The 16402-nt window shown below is 65.8% G+C and carries 15 protein-coding genes and 1 tRNA gene; 11 read left to right on the top strand and 5 right to left on the bottom strand.

Translation table 11 applies throughout. The features are described from left to right. The first annotated feature begins 29 nt into the window (after nt 1-29). The 5 genes from RhoFasB10_RS12910 (at nt 30) to RhoFasB10_RS12890 (ending at nt 7680) form a co-directional block, all read left to right on the top strand. Complete coding sequence (locus RhoFasB10_RS12910; RefSeq protein WP_114329936.1) at nt 30-761, top strand: ABC transporter ATP-binding protein; 732 nt, start codon at nt 30-32, stop codon at nt 759-761. Between the two features lies 1 nt (nt 762). Continuing rightward, nucleotides 763-3321: an FtsX-like permease family protein gene (locus tag RhoFasB10_RS12905; protein WP_206030856.1), complete on the top strand. Its 2559-nt coding sequence runs from the start codon at nt 763-765 to the stop codon at nt 3319-3321. Between the two features lie 129 nt (nt 3322-3450). Beyond that, a complete protein-coding gene (locus RhoFasB10_RS12900) occupies nt 3451-5997 on the top strand; it encodes a non-ribosomal peptide synthetase (RefSeq protein ID WP_068430934.1) in 2547 nt (848 codons plus the stop codon). Between the two features lie 125 nt (nt 5998-6122). Then, nucleotides 6123-7013, top strand: coding sequence for an alpha/beta fold hydrolase (locus RhoFasB10_RS12895; RefSeq protein ID WP_068431085.1), 891 nt, complete (start codon nt 6123-6125; stop codon nt 7011-7013). A gap of 16 nt (nt 7014-7029) precedes the next feature. Continuing rightward, a complete protein-coding gene (locus RhoFasB10_RS12890) occupies nt 7030-7680 on the top strand; it encodes an LON peptidase substrate-binding domain-containing protein (protein ID WP_068430931.1) in 651 nt (216 codons plus the stop codon). Between the two features lie 47 nt (nt 7681-7727). Here RhoFasB10_RS12890 and RhoFasB10_RS12885 read toward each other — a convergent pair. Next, nucleotides 7728-7801: transfer RNA gene (locus tag RhoFasB10_RS12885), tRNA-Met, on the bottom strand. A gap of 164 nt (nt 7802-7965) precedes the next feature. On the opposite strand from RhoFasB10_RS12885, the gene RhoFasB10_RS12880 reads away from it, so the two are divergent. Together RhoFasB10_RS12880 and RhoFasB10_RS12875 are read left to right on the top strand one after the other, a co-directional pair. Then, nucleotides 7966-8580, top strand: coding sequence for an ATP-dependent Clp protease proteolytic subunit (locus tag RhoFasB10_RS12880; RefSeq protein ID WP_240931076.1), 615 nt, complete (start codon nt 7966-7968; stop codon nt 8578-8580). A gap of 5 nt (nt 8581-8585) precedes the next feature. Next, nucleotides 8586-9176: an ATP-dependent Clp protease proteolytic subunit gene (locus RhoFasB10_RS12875; RefSeq protein WP_068431082.1), complete on the top strand. Its 591-nt coding sequence runs from the start codon at nt 8586-8588 to the stop codon at nt 9174-9176. On the opposite strand, the gene RhoFasB10_RS12870 is transcribed toward RhoFasB10_RS12875, so the two are convergent. Together RhoFasB10_RS12870 and RhoFasB10_RS12865 are read right to left on the bottom strand one after the other, a co-directional pair. Then, nucleotides 9173-9520 carry a helix-turn-helix transcriptional regulator gene (locus RhoFasB10_RS12870; RefSeq protein ID WP_068430925.1) on the bottom strand — a complete coding sequence of 116 codons (348 nt, stop codon included), beginning with the start codon at nt 9518-9520 and terminating at the stop codon, nt 9173-9175. The two genes, RhoFasB10_RS12875 and RhoFasB10_RS12870, sit on opposite strands and share 4 nt — an antisense overlap. A 9-nt stretch (nt 9521-9529) precedes the next feature. After that, nucleotides 9530-10105: a DUF998 domain-containing protein gene (locus RhoFasB10_RS12865; protein ID WP_068430922.1), complete on the bottom strand. Its 576-nt coding sequence runs from the start codon at nt 10103-10105 to the stop codon at nt 9530-9532. A gap of 182 nt (nt 10106-10287) precedes the next feature. Here RhoFasB10_RS12865 and RhoFasB10_RS12860 point away from each other — a divergent pair, with 182 nt between their 5' ends. Next, nucleotides 10288-11643, top strand: a complete 1356-nt coding sequence (locus RhoFasB10_RS12860) for an AarF/UbiB family protein (RefSeq protein ID WP_068430919.1) — start codon at nt 10288-10290, stop codon at nt 11641-11643. Between the two features lie 29 nt (nt 11644-11672). Here the strand turns inward: RhoFasB10_RS12860 and RhoFasB10_RS12855 are convergent, their stop codons facing one another. Next, nucleotides 11673-12662: an NADPH:quinone oxidoreductase family protein gene (locus RhoFasB10_RS12855; protein WP_068430917.1), complete on the bottom strand. Its 990-nt coding sequence runs from the start codon at nt 12660-12662 to the stop codon at nt 11673-11675. Nucleotides 12663-12749: 87 nt separating this feature from the next. Here RhoFasB10_RS12855 and RhoFasB10_RS12850 point away from each other — a divergent pair, with 87 nt between their 5' ends. Both RhoFasB10_RS12850 and RhoFasB10_RS12845 read left to right on the top strand, forming a co-directional pair. Continuing rightward, nucleotides 12750-13436 carry a dienelactone hydrolase family protein gene (locus tag RhoFasB10_RS12850; RefSeq protein ID WP_167676674.1) on the top strand — a complete coding sequence of 229 codons (687 nt, stop codon included), beginning with the start codon at nt 12750-12752 and terminating at the stop codon, nt 13434-13436. Continuing rightward, nucleotides 13423-14301, top strand: coding sequence for an amidohydrolase family protein (locus RhoFasB10_RS12845; protein WP_206030855.1), 879 nt, complete (start codon nt 13423-13425; stop codon nt 14299-14301). The genes RhoFasB10_RS12850 and RhoFasB10_RS12845 overlap by 14 nt, the downstream gene beginning before the upstream one ends. Here RhoFasB10_RS12845 and RhoFasB10_RS12840 read toward each other — a convergent pair. Continuing rightward, nucleotides 14298-15128, bottom strand: coding sequence for an alpha/beta hydrolase (locus RhoFasB10_RS12840; protein WP_167676670.1), 831 nt, complete (start codon nt 15126-15128; stop codon nt 14298-14300). The genes RhoFasB10_RS12845 and RhoFasB10_RS12840 overlap by 4 nt on opposite strands. Nucleotides 15129-15274: 146 nt before the next feature. On the opposite strand from RhoFasB10_RS12840, the gene RhoFasB10_RS12835 reads away from it, so the two are divergent. Continuing rightward, entirely contained in the window at nt 15275-16393 is a 1119-nt protein-coding gene (locus tag RhoFasB10_RS12835) for an alkane 1-monooxygenase (RefSeq protein ID WP_167676668.1), read from the top strand. Nucleotides 16394-16402 lie beyond the last annotated feature (9 nt).

Below are 16402 nucleotides of genomic sequence, written 5' to 3'. Positions count from 1 at the left end.
ACGACCGAAAGCAGGGAACACTGTCCTGCATGACTGAAATCGCCGCCAGCGCGGTCGCACTGTCCAAGACGTACGGCACCGGAGACACACAGGTTCACGCGCTGCGCGACGTGAGCGTCCAGTTCGCGCGCGGCGAATTCACCGCGATCATGGGACCGTCGGGTTCCGGTAAATCGACATTGATGCACTGCCTCGCCGGATTGGACACGGCGTCGTCGGGCATCGTCACGATCGGTGACACCGAACTGACCGACCTGTCCGACAAGCAGATGACCGGATTGCGCAGGGACAGAATCGGTTTCGTGTTCCAGTCGTTCAACCTCGTCCCGACGCTGACGGCGCTGGAGAACATCACCTTGCCGCTCGACATCGCCGGCCGCACGCCGGACGAGGAGTGGCTCGACACCGTCGTCACCCGGCTCGGTCTGACCGACCGGCTGGGTCACCGCCCGAGCGAGCTGTCCGGTGGACAGCAGCAGCGCGTCGCGTGCGCCCGTGCGCTCGTCGGGCGCCCCGACATCGTCTTCGGCGACGAGCCGACCGGCAATCTCGATTCGCGCTCCTCGGGCGAGGTCCTCGGCATTCTGCGGACCGCAGCCGACGAGTTCGACCAGACCGTCGTCATCGTCACGCACGACCCCCGCGCTGCCAGCTACGCCGACCGCGTCGTGTTCCTCGCCGACGGTGCGGTCATCGATCATCTCGCCGACCCGACCGCCGAGGCCGTGCTCGATCGCATGAAGCAGCTGGAGACGGTCTGACATGTCGCGCACTCACAACCCCATGCGCAAGGTGTCGCTCAGAAACCTTGCCGCACACAAGGTTCGACTCGCGCTGACCGTGCTGTCGGTCGTGCTGGGCACCGCGTTCGTGTCGGGGTCGTTCGTCTTCACCGACACGCTCCAGCGCACCTTCTCGTCCATCTTCTCCGACACCGCGCAGGGTGCCGACGTCCGCGTCAGCGCGCAGGAAGCCGGTTCGAGCGGGGTACCGGTAAGCGACGCGAATGTCATTGCAGCCCTTCCGAACGTGCGCGCGGTCGCACCGTACGTGGGCGGACAGGTCGTGCTCCTGGGCAAGGACGGCGCCGCGGTGCAGACCGGTGGCGCGCCGACGGTGGGCGAGGCCTACCTGGCCGACGATCGACGCCTCGGCGACCCCGCCGTCTTCGTCGCAGGAACAGCGCCCACCGCACCCGGCCAGGTCGTCGTCAACGAAGGCGGCGCAACGAGATCCGGACTGACCGTCGGCGACGCGACGCAGGTCCTCGTACCGTCCAAGGGCACCGTGGACGTGACCATCGTCGGCATCTACGACACACCCGTCGAATCCGGCGGATACATCGGCCTGCAGTTCTACGAGTCGCAGGCCGACGAATTGTTCACCGACGGCACGCACGTGCAGTACTACGACGTTGCGGGCGGTGATACTGCCGGAAACGACCTTGCGGCACAGGGTCTTACCCAGAGCGATCTGCGCGACGAGATCGCCGCCGCCCTTCCCGACCTGAAAGTACAGACGGCCGACGAGGTGCGTGACGAGGCGCAGGCCCAGGTCGAGACCGCGCTGTCGTTCGTGAACTACTTCCTGCTGGCGTTCGGCGGGATCGCGCTTCTCGTCGGCACATTCATCATCTACAACACCTTCTCGATGATCGTCGCGCAACGCGTCCGCGAACTCGCACTGCTGCGGGCGATCGGTGCCAGCCGCGGCCAGGTGAGCCGATCGGTCGTGCTGGAGGCCCTCGTCGTCGGAATCATCGGTAGCGCACTCGGATTCGCAGGAGGCGTCGGTCTCGCATACGGCCTACGGGAGCTACTCAACGCATTCGATCTCGGATTACCCTCGGGCACACTGGCTCTCGAACCCCGAACGGTGATCGTCGCGTTCGCCGTCGGCATCGTCGTCACCGTTCTGAGCGCGTACGCGCCCGCGCGGCGTGCCGCGAACATTCCACCCGTCGCCGCCATGCGGGAGGAATTCGCGTCCACCGGCGACAGTCTGCGCGTGCGCACAGTCGTCGGCGCAGTACTCGGTGTGCTGGGTCTGCTCGCCCTCGTCGTCGGGGCGCAGTCGACCGGCGGTGGCGCCGCCGCGACCGTCGGAGTCGGTGCGGTTGCCGTCATCGTGGCCGTCGCACTCGCCGCACCGTCGCTGTCCAGGCCGATCGTCGGCGCGCTGGGCGCCGTGCTGACCAGGCCGTTCGGCGCCATCGGACGCCTCGCGCGAACCAACTCGGTGCGCAATCCGCGGCGCACGGCAGCAACCGCGTTCGCACTGATGCTCGGTCTGATGCTCGTCTCCGTCATCGGGGTGCTCGGCTCGACCGCCAAGGCGAGCGTCGACGCGCTCGTCGACAACGGCATCGAAGCCGACTACATCTTCAGCGGGCCGCCGTCGATCGGCGTGCCGACGGGCGCGGGACGGGCCGCACGGGACGTCCCCGGCGTCGAACGCGTCGCGATCCTGCATCCCGTGTCGGTGAAGATCGACGACGAGCAGGCGTTCGGCGTCGCCCTCGAAGGCAGCCCCGACGGTCTCTTCGATCAGAGCGTCGTGGCGGGATCCGGCGAACAGACGCCGAACAGCATCGGCGTGTCCGAGTCGGCGTCGAAGAACAACGACTGGCCGCTCGGGTCGACCATCGACATGGTCTCGCTCGACGGCAAGTCCGTCTCGGTCGAGGTGACGACGATCTTCGCCGACAACCCTCTCGTCGGCGACTGGATCCTGTCCGACGACGTCTACCAGGCAGTCACGCCGGGAGTCGTACGCTCGGACATCGCCGTCCTGATCGGCGCGGCACCGGGCACCGACCTGGGTCAACTGCGTGCCGATCTCGAGAACGCAGTGAAGCCGTTCGTCGTCGTCCAGGTGCAGGACCGCGAGGAGTTCAAGGGCGCGCAGAGTCAGCAGATCGACACGTTGCTCGCCGTGCTCTACGGCCTGCTCGCCCTCGCGGTGGTCATCGCGATCCTCGGCATCGTCAACACGCTCGCGCTGTCCGTCGTCGAACGACGTCGCGAAATCGGCATGCTGAGGGCCGTCGGCATGCAGCGTCCGCAGGTCAGGCGCACGATCTATCTCGAATCGATGCTCATCGCCCTGTTCGGTGCAATCGTCGGACTGATCCTCGGCGTCGTCTTCGGCTGGGGCTTCGTGCGGACTCTGCGCGACGAAGGACTCGGCGTCCTGACCATTCCATGGGGACAGATGGTCGGCATGCTGGTCGGTTCGGCCGTCGTCGGCATCGGAGCCGCGTTGCTCCCGGCGATCCGGGCCGCGCGCACCCGCCCACTGGAGGTGATCAGCGAGGCCTGACGAGGCCCGAACACGCCACCAATTGCCGGAAAACGGACCACCCAGTTACCGTGAACGTGTAAAACAGACCGAAGGATGGTTTAGTGCACGATTACTGAGTGGTCCGTCGGCAGTGGCAAGGGGAGGCGCATGTCGGTCCAGGAAAGCACGGCGCGCGAGGCCGATCGACGCTTCAACGAGACTCTCGCGCCTCTGAGCAGGCCCGACGTCCGCGACACCGTTCTCGGCCGTCTCTGCGAGGTCGCCCACGCAATGCCGTCCGCAACGGCCGTGGTGACCGACGACGGGTCCATCACGTTCGACGATCTGATGCACCGCACGTATGCGGTCGCCCGCAAGGTCGTGACCTTCGCGCCGACCGAAGCAGAACCCGTCGCCGTCGAGACCTCGTCGACGATCGACGCAGTGGTCCTGATGCTCGCGGTGTTCGCGTCGGGCAGGGTCCTTGTTCCACTCGACCCCCACCTGCCCGAAGCGCGCCGGGAACAGATCGTCGCGCAGTCCAGCGCCCGACGCCTCGCAATCGAGGACGTCGACGGCATCGAGGTGTCGTCGGTGCCGCTCCCGATGGTCACCGGAAACCACATCGCACTCATCGCGTTCACGTCCGGATCTACCGGTGCCGCGAAAGGCGTACTGCTCAGCAACCGCATGTGCCTGAGCAAGGCGTACGAAGTGAGCTCCACTCTGGGATTGTCCGGACGCCACCGCGTCGGGAATGCTCTTCCCGTCAGTTTCGGTGCAGGCATCAACACGTTGCTGGCCGGCATCCTCAGCGGCGCGCAGGTGCACTGTCGCGATCCACGGGCCGCGCATGCCGTGGAGTTCACCGACTGGGTCACCCGGAACGAGTTGACGACGCTGCATTGCTCGCCGTCCCTCGTTCGCGCGATCGCGGGCATTCCTTCCGATACGCGTCGGTTTCCGTCGCTGCAGTACGTGATCACCTACGGCGAAGCTCTGCATGCACGTGACGTGGTCGCTTTTCGGCACGAATCCGACTGTGCCGCAACGTTCGTGAACTGGTACGCCACCACCGAGGCGGGTGCCGTCGCGCGGATGCACTACGTCCCCGGCGCTCCGCTTCCCGACGGGTTTCTCGACGCGGGCAGGTGCCCCGGAGGCAAGAGCATCGACATCGTGCGATCCGACGGCGTTCTCGCCAGGCCCGGTGAGGTCGGGCAGGTCCGAGTCACCGGAGACTGCTTCGCCGACGGCTACCTCGACATGCCCGATCAGACCGCGCGTCGATTCTCCGTCGACTCCGGCCGACAGCGTTACTGGACAGGCGATCTCGGCCGCATCGACGAACGTGGCGTCCTGCACCTCGTCGGCCGGATCGACGACGCGGTCAAGATCCGCGGCTATCTCGTCGAACCCGCCGAGGTCGAGAGCGCGGTGCGATCGCTCGACGGCGTCACGGACGCGGTCGTCATTGCGTCCGAGGACAATTCGGCTCTCGAACTCGCCGTGTTCTTCGTCGGGGACTCGATCACCGACACGGACGTGCGCGGCGCTCTCCGCGAGACGCTGCCGGACTGGATGGTGCCGAAGTTCGTCACCCGGCTCGATGCGATTCCGCGCACGGATCGCGGCAAGGTCGACCGGGCCTCGCTCCCACCCATACCTCCGACGGATCGACACGGCGCGGCGGCGTCGTCTGAAACCGTGCTGTCGGGCGCGACCGAGTACTGGCTCGCGATCATCGTCACTCGCGAGTTGGAGTTGACGACACTGCATCGCGACGCGGACTTCGCCGAACTCGGCGCCACGTCGTTGGTGACGACGCGCATCCTCGTCGAGATCCGGCAGGCGTTCCACGTGGAACTGTCCCCGGCCGACCTCGTCAGTGCGATGACGGTACGTCGCCTGGCCGAGTTGATCGACCGACGGCTCGCCGCGGCCGATCGCAGCAGGGGACCGAAGAACCCGATGCTCGTACCGCTTCGTGAGGAAGGGACGGGAGCGCCACTGTTCGTCGTCGCGGGTGCAGGTGTTCCTGCCGTGGGCCTCGCCCCGCTCGCGAAACGACTGACCGGCCGCCCGGTGTACGCGTTGCAGGCCAGGGGCCTCGACACCCGTGCGCTCCCGCATCGCACGATCTCCCGGGCCGCGCGGGCCTATGCTCGCGAGATCCAGAAAGTGCAGCCTCACGGGCCCTACACGCTGGCCGGGCACTCGCTCGGGGCCTGGATCGCGCTCGAGATGGCGCACGTCCTCGAATCGCACGGTGAGACCGTCGAGCGTGTCGTGCTGCTCGACCCACGCCTGTACCAGTGGCTGCTGAACAAGGTGCCGGGAGGCGGAGAGCATCTCGAAGCAGCGCCACCGGACCCCTATTCGGAAAGCTACAAGCCCGGTTTCCGGGCCGTCGCCCGTCAGTGGGCACAGGTCGCGACCGCCGGACTCGTCCGGTTCCGAACCACCGAACGTTGGCTCGCGTTCGGCATCATCGGAGCGATGGCACTGCGCAGACATACGCCGAAGCCGTGGGACGGGTCGGTGACCGTCGTCGTCACCGAGAGCAACACCGCTGACCGCCGGTCGTGGGAAGTCCTCGCCCCGGGACGCCTGGATATCGAACAGATGCCGGGTGAGCACATCGGGCTGGTGCGCGAACCGGTCGTGAGCAAGGTCGCCGAGGTCATCGACCGCACCCTCGAGTCCGACCGGTGACGCTCACGGCCGCCATCGCGGCGCATCGCGGCTTGACCTGTTCACCACCGGCCGAGACGCGTACGTTGGGCCAGGACACTGTGAATCTGCCGAACGTCGATGCGCTGGAGGGGGTGCAACGGGCCATGAGCGAGTACCAGCTCGACTGCGTGGAGCTGCACAAGGACGTGCTCCGTTACGTCGACGAGGGCGACGGTCCGCCGGTCGTTCTGGTGCACGGCCTGCTGGGGTCACACCAGTCCTGGGCAGGTCAGATCGAGCGCCTGTCCGAGAAGTACCGCGTCATCGCACCTGACCTCTTCGGTCACGGGAGCTCGGACAAGCCGTCCGGCGACTATTCGTTGAGCTCGCACGCGGCCACCATCCGTGACCTGCTGGACCATCTCGAGATCGAGTCCGCACCGATGGTCGGACATTCACTCGGTGGCGGCATCGTCATGCAGGCGACGTACCTGTTTCCCGAGCGCGTCGACCGGCTCGCGCTCGTCAGCAGCGGAGGGCTGGGACCCGAGGTATCGCTCCTCCTCAAGGCGGCGACGCTTCCCGGCAGCGAGTTGGTACTGCCCCTCCTCGCGTCGGACTGGGTACGCAAGAACACCGAGAACGTCGTCGGCCAGCTGAACCGGTGGGGTCTCCCCGTCCGGCCGGGCAAGAGCCTGAACGAGACGTGGCGCGCGTTCAAGACCGTGTCGGACAAGCGTTCTCGCGAAGCATTCCTTGCGTCGACTCGTGCCGTCGTCGGCCCGCGTGGTCAAACCGTCAGCGCCAAACAACATTTCGACAAGTTCGAAGGTATGCCGTCCTTGCTGATCTGGGGTGGCCGCGACCGGATGATTCCCGCGTCGCACGCCGACAGCATTCGGCGTGAGGTGCCGGCGTCACGCGTCGAGATCTTCTCGTCGGCCGGGCATTTCCCGCAGCTCGACGAGCCCGACCTGTTCTACCGCGTGCTCGACGAGTTCCTCGCCGCGAACGCTGTCCCTCGATTGCCCACCAGCACAGCGGCATCGGACTGACGGCAGACTCACGACCATGACCGTGACTCCGATGTTCCCGCTCGGCAGCGCACTGCTGCCCGGTGAGCGCTTGCCCCTGCACATCTTCGAACAGCGGTACCAGGACATGCTGCGCGACTGCTTGGCGACGGAGGACCCGAGCTTCGGCGTCGTGTTGATTGCGCGCGGTAGAGAAGCGGGCGGCGGCGATGTGCGGTACGACGTGGCGACGAAGGCTCGCATCGTCGGTCACCGAGACATCGGCGGCGGACGGCACCTCATCGAGTGCGTCGGAGCCGAGCGGATCCGCGTCGACGTCTGGCTCGAGGACGACCCCTATCCACGGGCCGATGTGCGCGCGTGGCCGGACGAGACGTCGGGCGCACCTCCCCGATCTCCGCTCGCTGCACTGGAATTGGATGTACTACGCGACAAGATCGACGAGATGTACCGACTCGTCGGCAAACTCGCGGCCGCCGAGAATGCCGCGGCGCCTCCCGCGCCGAGCTTCTCCTCACTTCCGGACGATCCGGGAGAGCGCCTGTTCCTGCTCGCGTCACAGGTGCCGATGGGCGAATCGGACCGGCAGACCATCCTCGAAGCACCGGGACCCGGCGAGAGGCTCCGTGCGCTGCTCGACGCCATCGACACGGCCACGGACATCGTCCGGTTCCGTCTGCAGGGGTGAAAGCAAGAACCCCGGGAGGCTGATGCTTCCCGGGGTTCTTCTATTTGTAGCGGGGACAGGATTTGAACCTGCGACCTCTGGGTTATGAGCCCAGCGAGCTACCGAGCTGCTCCACCCCGCGTCGTTGTTCCTCTACCGTACATGCCCTATCCACCTAACGCCCAATCGCCTGGTCAGAGCGGTTCTGCCGACAGCGATTCTGCCTCGGGCAGAGAATCCTTCCCTCCAGGGCCTGTCGCTTTCAGTCTGGTTCTCGTACCGACCGAAAGGACTGATATGACCCCCATGATGAACGACGGCGACGCACCTGGCGCCTCGCCGTTCGACGACCAACTGTCCTCCCGGCTGCTCGACCAACGCATCGTCGTGCTCGGCGCCGCGGTCGACGACGCGATCGCGAACCGCATCTGCACGCAGCTTCTGTTGCTGTCGGCGTCCGATCCACGGCGAGACATCAGCCTTTACATCAACTCTCCCGGCGGATCCGTCAGCGCGGGTCTGGCGATCTTCGATACGATGCGGCTCGTTCCGAACGATGTGTCAACGCTCGCAATGGGGTTCGCGGCCAGCATGGGCCAGTTCCTGCTGTCCGCGGGAACGAAGGGCAAGCGGTACAGCCTGCCGCACGCTCGAATCATGATGCATCAGCCGTCGGCCGGGATTCGTGGCACCGCCGTGGACATCGAAATCCAAGCCGAGAATCTCGAGTACACGAAGGCGTTGATGCACAAGCTCAATGCCGAGCATTCCGGGCACGACGTCGACACCGTCACCGCGGACTCCGAGCGTGACCGCTGGTTCACCGCCGAACAGGCACGCGCGTACGGTCTCGTCGACACCGTCGTCACCACGCTCGACGACATCAGACCATCGGCGTCGAAACCGAAAGTGGGGCTGTGAATCTCATGGGTCAGTACACGATTCCCACCGTCGTCGAACGCACGCACAGCGGCGAACGGGCATACGACATCTACAGCCGTCTACTCAGCGAGCGGGTCGTCTTCCTGGGGACGGAGATCGACGACGGCGTCGCCAACGTGATCATCGCCCAGCTGTTCCATCTCGAGTCCGACAACCCCGACGCCGACATCAGCCTCTACATCAACTCGCCCGGTGGATCGTTCACGGCGATGACGGCCATCTACGACACGATGGAGTACATCCGGCCGGACGTGTCGACGTTCTGCGTCGGGCAGGCCGCGTCGGCCGCCGGTGTCCTGATGGCGGCGGGAGCCGCGGGCAAGCGAATCATGTTGGCGCACGCACGAGTTCTGTTGCATCAGCCGTCGGGCGGCGGCGAGGGCGTCATCTCGGATCTGTCGCTGCAGCGGGACGAGATCGTTCGCGTCCGCTCGGAGATGGAGACCATCCTCGCCCGTCACACGGGGCAGAACCCCGAGATCCTCCGGCGCGACACCGACCGGGACAAGATCTTCTCGGCGACCGAAGCAGTCGAGTACGGGCTCGCGGATCACATCGCACAGTCGAGGAACTAGGCCGCCATCATCGTCACCGGTGCCGGACCACGCGAGACTCGTCGGAGCGGCGACGCCCCGGCGAGCTCGCGGCCCGTCAAGATCATCAGGTGCGACGGCTTGATCTCCAAAGCGCCGCACAGCGCCGACAGGACCTCCGACGACGCCTCCTTGCGGCCACGCTCGATCTCCGACAGGTAGGGCGTCGACACGCGGGCTTCCGACGCCACGTCGTCGAGGGTGCGTCCCTGGTCCTGCCGCAGACGACGCAACACCTTGCCCATGCCGTCGCGCACGAGAGGTTCCGAGGCGTCCTCTGGACGACGCAGTGGCACTACCGGTGCGATCTCGTTCGTGTCGGCCATGGCCTCAGGCTAGGAGTGCGGACGTGTGTCCGCCGGACTATCGACAACTTTTCTGCTGACGGCAGAACGCACCAGAGCGACTGCGGTGAGGATCTCCCAGCCGACGAAGGTGTCGATCCCGATCCTCTCGGCCAAGCCCACCGGACCGACGCCGGCGATCAGTAGAACCGACCCCGCAGATCCGACGACCCCCAGACCGATGCTCGCAGCCCGATACCAGCGTGGGCAGTCCGGCACGCCCGTTCCGACGAGGATCGGAATCAGATTGCCTGCACCGATGGCCGCGATCGCGCCTGCCACGTGGACACCTGCGTTCTCTGCGCTGGTGTGTACTGCGGCCACGAGAAGACTGCCGACCGAATACGTTGCGATTGCGCCCAGGTACACCCGGCGGCGCCGACGCCGCAGCACGGGGGCGGAGGCCCAGCCTGCGATCGCCACCGACACTGCGGACACGCAGAACGCGGCGTTCATGACCACATGCGCCGGTGACGCCGGAACGCCCAATTGACTGACGGTGTCGCGGAGATGGTCGTACCCGTCGTACCGGCTCGACGCCCACGCCTCCGCCAGCAGATACTGCACGCCCGCGACACCGAAGAGAGCGGCTGCGGCAGCAGCGCGGCCTGGTCGAATGCGGTGGATGGTGCGCTCCTGTTCTTCTGGTCATTCCGCAGGTCCGGGTGGGCTGTGACCGTCTCTTACCGGTAGGTACAGTCGACTGCGATTCGGATGGCGGAAATGTGGAGAATCTCACAAGGGGTGGCATGACCAGCGGCATTACGGCGACACGGGTCTCGCCTCCTCCTCTGCGCACGTTTGGCGTCCGCGAATTCCTCCGCCTCGTCGTGATCGGCGCTGTCCTCGTTTTCTACCAGGTGATCGCCGTCGGCAAATGGATCGGACGGCCGCGACGCGGGTGGGCGGTCCATGCGTCGGAAGGCGTCGTCGACGCGTTCTTCGCGCTCGGGCCGACATTCGTGAAGGTCGGGCAGTTGATGGGGTCGTCGCCCGGGTTGTTCCCGAAGGTCCTCGCCGACACCTGCCTGCGATGTCTCGACGAAGTGCCGCCGTTCCCCGCGGCCCAGGCGCGATCCGTCATCGAGGCCGACCTCGGGCGTAGTACCTCCGAGCTCTTCCAGCTGTTCGACGACGTTCCGCTGTCGTCGGCGTCTGTCGCGCAGGTGCATCGATGCGTGCTGCACGACGGCAGGGAAGCCGTCATGAAGGTGCAGCGCCGCGGCATCTACCACCGCATGAAGGTCGATCTGCGTATCGCATACGTGTTCGCGCGTGCGCTCGAGAAGTACATCGCGTTCTTCTCCACGGCCAATGCGTCGGCGATCATCGTCGATCTGCATGCCGCCACCTTCGCCGAGCTGGACAGTGTCGTCGAGGCGCGTCGGCAAGCAGCGTTCCGCGCGGGGATCTCCGCGTTCGACGACAACAAGTTCGTCACCGCGCCCGAGGTGATCACCGAGTACTGCGGCAACCGAGTCATCTGCATGGAGCGCATGCACGGTTCGCCACTGGACCAATGCACGCCCGGCGTGGAGTCCGAGCTGATCGTGCGGCGCGCCGCCAAGGTGTGGATGGAAGCGCTCGTCCTGCACGGGTTGTTCCACGGCGACGTGCATGCGGGCAACGTCTGGGTGCTCGACGACGGCCGCGTCGCATTCCTGGACTTCGGCGTCATGGGCGAGATCGACGAGCAGTGGCGACTGCTGCTCCAGGATCTGTTCCATGCCACCGTCATCGACGGCGACTTCACCCGTCTCGCGGGCAGCGTGAAACGACTCGGCATCGTGTCCGACGACGTCGGCACCGACGCCGAAGTCGGCATGATCCTGCAGACCGTGTTCGCTCCGATGCTGTCGGATACGTTGGCGCACTTCAGTTTGACCGACTTCATCAAGGCGCTCGTCGGGATGGGCCAGCAGTACCGCACGTCGAGCCCGGAGGAGTTGATTCTCGTCGGCAAGCAGCTCGGCTACTTCGAGAGATACGCCATCGAACTGGCCCCGGACTGGGCTCTCGGCACGGACCCGTTCGTGTTCAAGAACGTGTTTCCGGCCGAGGTGGCAGCCCTGTCCCAGGCGAGGGGCATCGTCCTACCTGATTGAGGCAGGAGTGGAGCCCGCAGGAACGACCATCAAATAATCTGTAGTACCACTTTGCCTGCGGCCGTGCGGTTTTCGAGCGATGCGATGGCCTCGGCCGCCTTCTCGATCGGGAAGACCGACGGTTCCGGCGCTGTCAGCTTGCCGGACGCGAGCAGCGGCTCGAGCTCGGCCCACTGCGTCGCGAGGTAACCCGGACGCGTCATCCACCATGCGCCCCAGCCGACTCCGACGACGTCGACGTTGTTCAGCAGCAAACGATTGACCTTGACGGTCGGGATCTCGCCGCCGGTGAACCCGAGAACGAGAACGCGTCCCGACGGCGCCAGGCTGCGGATGCTGTCCGTGAAGCGGTCACCACCGACGGGATCGACGACGACGTCGACGCCCTTCCCTCCGGTGAGCTCCTTGACGGCGTCCTTCCAGCCGCGTCCGTTCTCGTCCTCGACCAGCACGACGTCGGTGGCACCCGCCGCGCGGGCGATGTCGGCTTTCGCCTGGGAGCTGACGACAGCGATGACTCGCGACGCACCGAGCACCGGTGCCATCCGCAGCGCCGACGTGCCGATGCCGCCCGCGGCACCGTGGACGAGGACGGTCTCGCCCTCGGTCAGTCTTCCGCGCTCGCGCAACGCGAAGTGCACGGTCAGGTCGTTGAAGAGGAGGCCGGCGCCTGCGGGGAGCGAGACGGCGTCGGGGAGCTTGAACACGGTGTCGGCGGACACGACGGCGACCTCGGCCATGCCGTCGGACAGGCCGGTCAGCGCGGCGACGCGGTCACCCGCGGCGAACCCCGAACCCTCGGGAGCCGAACGTACGACACCTGCGATCTCGCTGCCCGGTACGAACGGCAGTTCCGGCTTGTACTGGTACAACCCACGCGTCAGTAGTGCATCCGGGAATGCGACGCCCGCGGCGTGCACGTCGATGACGACCGCATCGTCACGTGCCGCAGGCTCGTCGATGTCGACGATCTCCACCGATTCCGGACCGTCGAGCCTCGTGATGTGTACCGCGCGCATACAGTGTCCTCTCCAGAGTGATGACGTGTGATGCAGCCTACAAAACCCCCGACCTGCGCACGGACCGGGTTGTGCTCCAATCGAGGTATGACCACTCGTCTCACCTTCCGTGAACCGTCCGGAGGCGCTGCACCCCGTGGCGGTGTCGTCGTGATCCAGGAAGCGTTCGGCGTCACCGACCACATCGTCGACGTCTGCCGACGCTTCGCCGACGCCGGCTGGGTTGCCGTCGCACCGCATCTGTTCCACCGACAGAACAAGCAGATACACGACTACACCGACATGAAAGCCGCGATGTCGTCGATCGGTTCCTTGAAGGCCGACGAGGTCGACTCGGATGTCGACGCCGCGCTCGGAGCCTTGGCCGAGCGTGGGTTCGAGCCGACACAGTGCGCGATCGTCGGTTTCTGCATGGGCGGTACGGTCGCCTTCCATACCGCTGTCCGACGCCCCCTCGGTGCCGCCGCAACGTTCTACGGCGGCGGAATCGACAAGGGCCGCTTCGGATATCCGACGATGCTGAGCGTCGCCGATGCCCTGCAGACACCGTGGCACGGCTTCTTCGGCGATCTGGACAAGGGCATCCCCACCTCGGAGGTCGAACAGTTGCGCACCGCCGCGGCCACATCGCCGGTGGCTACCGACATCACCCGATACGCCCAGGGGGACCATGGATTCCACTGCGACGATCGCCCGGCGGTGTACAACGCCGACGCGTCGGCCGATGCGTGGTCCAAGACCCTCGACTGGTTCGACGCGCATGTCGCCCGCTGAGACCGTGGAGGTTCGGACGTTCTGGGAGGGCCTCGGCCTGCCCGGAATCTTCGACGTCCACACCCACTTCATGCCGAAGAACGTCATGGACAAGGTCTGGGCGTACTTCGACGCGGTAGGCCCCCTCACAGGGATGACCTGGCCGATCTCGTACCGCCACGACGAAGACGTGCGCTTGGAGACGTTGCGCGAGTTCGGCGTTCGCGGATTCACGTCGATGATCTATCCCCACAAGCCGGACATGGCCGCGTGGCTCAACGCATGGGGCGCACAGTTCGCCGAGCGTACGCCCGACTGCGTGCACACGGCGACCTTCTATCCCGAGGAATCCGCCGGCGACTACGTCGCCGCTGCCATCTCGGGTGGTGCGCGAATCTTCAAGTCGCACATCCAGGTCGGTAACTACTCGCCGAACGACCCGTTGCTGGATCCGGTCTGGGGTGCGATAGAGGACGCGGGGATACCCGTCGTCATCCATTGCGGGTCCGGGCCTGCACCGGGGACGTACACCGGACCCGGCCCGATCGACGCTCTGCTGCAGCGTTTTCCACGTCTGCCGCTCGTCATCGCACACATGGGCATGCCGGAGTACGACGACTTTCTCGCCCTCGCCGACGCGTACTCGGAGGTCCGACTCGACACCACGATGGCGTTCACCGACTTCTCCGAGGCGGCGTGGCCGTTTCCACCGAGCAGCCGCTCACGGCTGGCGGACCTGCAGGATCGCATCTTGTTCGGCAGCGACTTCCCCAACATCCCGTACACCTACGCGGAGGCGTTGACCGCAGTACAGCGACTCGGCCTCGGCGACGACTGGGTGCGAGATGTCTGCTACTACAACGGAACCCGACTCTTCGAGCGCTAGAGGCGTGGCTTCAGCCAGGCCACCAGGTCGTCGAGCACCTGCTGGCGCTCGGGTTCGTTGAAGATCTCGTGATAGAGGCCGTCGTAGATCTCGATCGTGAGATCCTTCGAGCCGGCTTTCTCGGCGATCATGCGGCTTCCCGCGACGTCGGCGAGCTTGTCCTCACTGCCGTGCTGCACCAGTACCGGCAAAGTGAGGGTGGGCAGCCGCGTCGGGAAGCTCTCGGTCGCGCCGACGAGACCGCCGGCCACACCGGCGGGGATCTTGCCGTGATGCACGAGCGGGTCGGCGTCGTAGGCGGCGACGACGGCCGGGTCCCGCGAGACGTCGGCCGAATCGAGCGTCTGCACCGGCACGCGCGGCGCGATCTTGCCGAGCACCTTGCCGATCGTGATCAGGATCTTCGGGGTGTCGTCGCTCACCACGGCGAAGGGTCCGGACAACATCAACGCGTCGAGCTCCGCTTGATACTCGAGTGCGTACGACAGCGCGATCGCGCCGCCCATGCTGTGGCCGAGGAGAAATGCCTTCCCGTCAGGATGCTCGGCACGCGCGATGCGGAACAGTTCGTGGAGATCGGTGATGTAGTCGGACCAATTCTTCAGCTCCAGCCTCTTGCCGCCGGAACGACCGTGGCCGCGGTGATCGATCGTGTACACCGTCAGACCGAGCTGGGTCAGGCGCTCGACGACCTCACGGTATCTACCTGCGTGTTCGCCGAGGCCGTGCGACAGAACGAGGAATCCCGTCGCGTTGTCGGGCGTGTGGACGTCGTAGACGATCCGTGTCCCGTGCACGCCCGTGAACGTCGATTCGCTGGTCTTCATGTGTTGTTCCCCTCACACAGGCGCCGGATTCGGTAATCCCACCACGGGGCTGCGGCGAAGTACAGGAGAGTAGTAGATTCGATGCGATAGTTAGAAAAGGTAATTTTTTCGATGCGTGAATTACGGCGAGGGGATGTGCAGCCCCGATGAACGCCACCCCCTCTGCGCCTGCTTTCGGATGGCGTGACCCCAAGCGATACCTCTGGCCGTTGGGTCTGGTCATCCCGCTGAGCCCCTTCTTGGCGTGGGGTCTCGTGGCGTGGCTCGGCCCCGGAGCATTCTGGGCGCTGGGGCTCATCATCATCGCCATCGTCGTCCCCCTGGTCGACGCGTTCGCCGGCGTGGACAAGTCCAATCCGCCGCTCGAGGTCGCCGAAGCACTCGAGAACGACAGGTATTACCGCTGGTGCCTCTACCTGTTGATTCCACTGCAGTACGCGGGATTGACAGCGGCGTGCTATCTGTGGGCTCACGGGCCGCTGGGTGTTCCGGAGCGGATCGGCCTGGCGGTGACGGTCGGCGTGGTCGGTGGTGTCGGCATCAACGCGGCGCACGAACTCGGTCACAAACGCGAGAACGTCGAGCGCTGGCTGTCCAAAGTCACTCTGGCGCAATCGTTCTACGGCCACTTCTACGTCGAGCACAATCACGGCCACCATGTACGCGTCGCGACCCCCGAGGATCCGGCGTCGGCTCGGTACGGCGAGAGCTTCTGGAAGTTTCTGCCGCGCAGCATGTTCGGCGGGATCAAGTCGGCGTGGGAGCTCGAACAGAGGCGTCTCGATCGCGTCGGCAAGAAGACGTGGACCGCGCACAACCACCTGTTCAATGCGCTCGCCATGTCGATCGTGGTGTTCGCGGCGTTGATCGCAATCTTCGGGTGGCAGGTTGCGCCGTATCTCGTTCTGCAGGCTGCCATCGCGGTGATCCTGTTCGAGGCCGCCAATTACCTCGAGCACTACGGCCTGTTGCGGCAGAAGACCAAGCGGGGGCGGTACGAGCGGACGAACCACACCCACAGCTGGAACAGCGATCATCTGTGGAGCAATCTGTTCCTGTACCACCTGCAGCGGCACAGTGATCACCACGCGAACCCGGTTCGGCGGTACCAGGCGCTACGGACGGTCGACGAGTCTCCGCAGCTTCCGGCCGGATACGCGGTCATGATCTTCTGCGCGCTCGTTCCGCCGCTGTGGCGAAAAGTGATGGATCAGAGGTTGATCGACTACTACGACGGGGACATGGCGCGTATCAATGGCGGCTGACGCCACGTG

Source organism: Rhodococcus sp. B10 (genome assembly GCF_011770055.1).
Classification (GTDB): domain Bacteria; phylum Actinomycetota; class Actinomycetes; order Mycobacteriales; family Mycobacteriaceae; genus Rhodococcoides; species Rhodococcoides kyotonensis_B.
Note: the sequence above shows the minus strand (reverse complement) of the source record. Positions and strands in the feature narration are given on the sequence as shown.

What these genes read in the sequence shown, in the direction of transcription:
- RhoFasB10_RS12870 (WP_068430925.1), bottom strand. Translation starts at nt 9,520, where the DNA reads ATGGCCGACACGAACGAGATCGCACCGGTAGTGCCACTGCGTCGTCCA.
- RhoFasB10_RS12875 (WP_068431082.1), top strand. Translation starts at nt 8,586, where the DNA reads ATGGGTCAGTACACGATTCCCACCGTCGTCGAACGCACGCACAGCGGC.
- RhoFasB10_RS12880 (WP_240931076.1), top strand. Translation starts at nt 7,966, where the DNA reads ATGATGAACGACGGCGACGCACCTGGCGCCTCGCCGTTCGACGACCAA.
- RhoFasB10_RS12860 (WP_068430919.1), top strand. Translation starts at nt 10,288, where the DNA reads ATGACCAGCGGCATTACGGCGACACGGGTCTCGCCTCCTCCTCTGCGC.
- RhoFasB10_RS12835 (WP_167676668.1), top strand. Translation starts at nt 15,275, where the DNA reads ATGAACGCCACCCCCTCTGCGCCTGCTTTCGGATGGCGTGACCCCAAG.
- RhoFasB10_RS12855 (WP_068430917.1), bottom strand. Translation starts at nt 12,662, where the DNA reads ATGCGCGCGGTACACATCACGAGGCTCGACGGTCCGGAATCGGTGGAG.
- RhoFasB10_RS12895 (WP_068431085.1), top strand. Translation starts at nt 6,123, where the DNA reads ATGAGCGAGTACCAGCTCGACTGCGTGGAGCTGCACAAGGACGTGCTC.
- RhoFasB10_RS12890 (WP_068430931.1), top strand. Translation starts at nt 7,030, where the DNA reads ATGACCGTGACTCCGATGTTCCCGCTCGGCAGCGCACTGCTGCCCGGT.
- RhoFasB10_RS12910 (WP_114329936.1), top strand. Translation starts at nt 30, where the DNA reads ATGACTGAAATCGCCGCCAGCGCGGTCGCACTGTCCAAGACGTACGGC.
- RhoFasB10_RS12840 (WP_167676670.1), bottom strand. Translation starts at nt 15,128, where the DNA reads ATGAAGACCAGCGAATCGACGTTCACGGGCGTGCACGGGACACGGATC.
- RhoFasB10_RS12900 (WP_068430934.1), top strand. Translation starts at nt 3,451, where the DNA reads ATGTCGGTCCAGGAAAGCACGGCGCGCGAGGCCGATCGACGCTTCAAC.
- RhoFasB10_RS12845 (WP_206030855.1), top strand. Translation starts at nt 13,423, where the DNA reads ATGTCGCCCGCTGAGACCGTGGAGGTTCGGACGTTCTGGGAGGGCCTC.
- RhoFasB10_RS12850 (WP_167676674.1), top strand. Translation starts at nt 12,750, where the DNA reads ATGACCACTCGTCTCACCTTCCGTGAACCGTCCGGAGGCGCTGCACCC.
- RhoFasB10_RS12905 (WP_206030856.1), top strand. Translation starts at nt 763, where the DNA reads ATGTCGCGCACTCACAACCCCATGCGCAAGGTGTCGCTCAGAAACCTT.